Source organism: Asaia sp. SF2.1 (assembly GCF_000505765.1).
GTDB lineage: Bacteria > Pseudomonadota > Alphaproteobacteria > Acetobacterales > Acetobacteraceae > Asaia > Asaia bogorensis.
The window spans coordinates 14986-16698 of sequence record NZ_AYXS01000006.1; the positions used below are offsets into that span (position 1 = coordinate 14986).

Here is a 1713-nt window from a genome sequence, read left to right on the forward strand (position 1 = left end):
CGCCATGATGGCCGCCGCGCGCTCCCAGGTCAACGCCGCCGCGCTCAAAAAAAGTCCAATGCCAGCACGCAGAAGCTTATCCGGTGGTCGATCCAGGAAATTCGACGCCTTGCTGTAAAGATCACTCAGGTTCAGATCCCTATCCAGCATATCCTCGGTTGGTCCGTCTTTCGGCGCGCCCATCAGGTAGCCTCAAACCTCTCACGCACGAAAATGAATGCGCAACTGTAGCGATAGGGTGTTCTTCGAGCCCACCAGGTTGCGGCGGGTAAGTCGGTCGACACGTTCGAGAAGTGCTTCCCAAGCCTCGATACGGGAGCCAGCGACAAAGACGCCATCAATTACGGGTCCGCTCCTCGGTCTCGACGCCGGACGCAGACTTGCGGGCAATGACGCGAGCATCCTGCTCCCGGATCAGCCAGTAAACGATGCCAAGAGAAAGAACGGCCGCAGCCAGCGCGAAGATCTCCATGGGGGCCGTGGCCTGAAGATCGAGCAGGATAAACTTGCGGGCGATCGCCAGCAGGGCGATCAGCACGATGGTGCGCACGCGCACGACGTTCTCGTTATGGGCGAGGACGGCGAGGAGCGAGCGTTTGAACTCAAGGGCGATGATGACGACGAACATGGCGCCGAAGACGGTCTGGAAAACGGCCTGATCGGTGGGATCGATAGCGGGTGAGGTCAGTAGGCGCCAAACGGCGACGACGAGATGCAGCGTGGCGGCGACGGTTACAGCCATGATAAGCGCTATGACGACTAGCATGATGGCCTGCTCAAAGCGCTCGTAAAGGCTTAGTCCGCTGGTCGGAGACAGCATTGCACGCCATGCTGTGTGACGATGGGAGTTCGACCGGTTCTTCATGGCGGGTTGATCGGTGGACATGGGATCGCGACTTCTTCTGAAAGGCGCTTGGACGGCGCGTTTGGCTTGCCGAAAGTCCCGGCAGATGGCGAATTTTTGCGAGATCTTAAGTCGAAAACTCTACCCTCGACAAGAAGGCGCTTTTCCCTGGTTACGAGCGCAACATCGCTCTGCAGGACGCCTTTTTGTCCCATCCTCATTGCGCGCGCTATCGCGACCACTGTTCCGAACTCGGGCGACCCATCCCCGGGCGTTGATCGAGGTGGCGTGCAAGGGTATGGGGGAGCGCGAGACTGGTCTCGTCGTCCTGGCCGAACCCATTCCGGGGGCTGGGATCTGAAACAGAATTTCGGGTGCTGAAGCTCCTATATTCGTCAAGCGGCCAATCCGACTTTCTTGGGTCGGCATAAGGCATTGAAGATTTCACGAGCAATATATCGCTTGAGGCATCGGATAATCTCGCCTCTGCTCTTTGCGTCTGCAGTCCTTTTTACGACATAGTCTAGGTGTTTAGTCCCGGGGTTTGATGGTGTGGTATTTTCACGAAAGTGGAAGGAAGCATTATGAGACAGATACGTCATGGCAGCGCCACGACCACGCACGCCGTGCGAGCAGCAATACAGCGATCGCAGGCTTCGCTCGCGGCGCTGAGCGAGGAGTTCAGGATCAACCCGAAAACAGTTGCAAAATGGCGCAAGCGCCAGACTGTCGAAGATCAGAAAACTGGCCCTAAAGAGCCTCGCTCAACGAGCCTGCACGTTCGACCCTGCATCGCTGCTTTCAGCGTCACGAGATCTCACGGTTGCCGGACATCGAGGGAGACAAGCCCAAACGCCAGCGCTTCAAAC

The 1713-nt window shown here is 57.7% G+C and carries 2 protein-coding genes and 1 pseudogene; 1 reads left to right on the forward strand and 2 read right to left on the reverse strand.

The annotated features are described in order from the left end of the window. Together P792_RS38325 and P792_RS24660 are read right to left on the reverse strand one after the other, a co-directional pair. Nucleotides 1-183, reverse strand: a 183-nt coding sequence (locus P792_RS38325) for a hypothetical protein (RefSeq protein ID WP_235075414.1), incomplete at its 3' end; no start/stop codon positions are given. A gap of 154 nt (nucleotides 184-337) precedes the next feature. Further along, the gene (locus tag P792_RS24660; RefSeq protein WP_051395821.1) at nucleotides 338-820 is read right to left on the reverse strand and encodes a phosphate-starvation-inducible PsiE family protein; all 483 of its coding nucleotides are present in this window, start codon (nucleotides 818-820) and stop codon (nucleotides 338-340) included. A gap of 608 nt (nucleotides 821-1428) precedes the next feature. Between P792_RS24660 and P792_RS38330 the strand changes: the two are divergent. Further along, nucleotides 1429-1713: pseudogene (locus P792_RS38330) on the forward strand (IS481 family transposase); the annotation flags it as partial.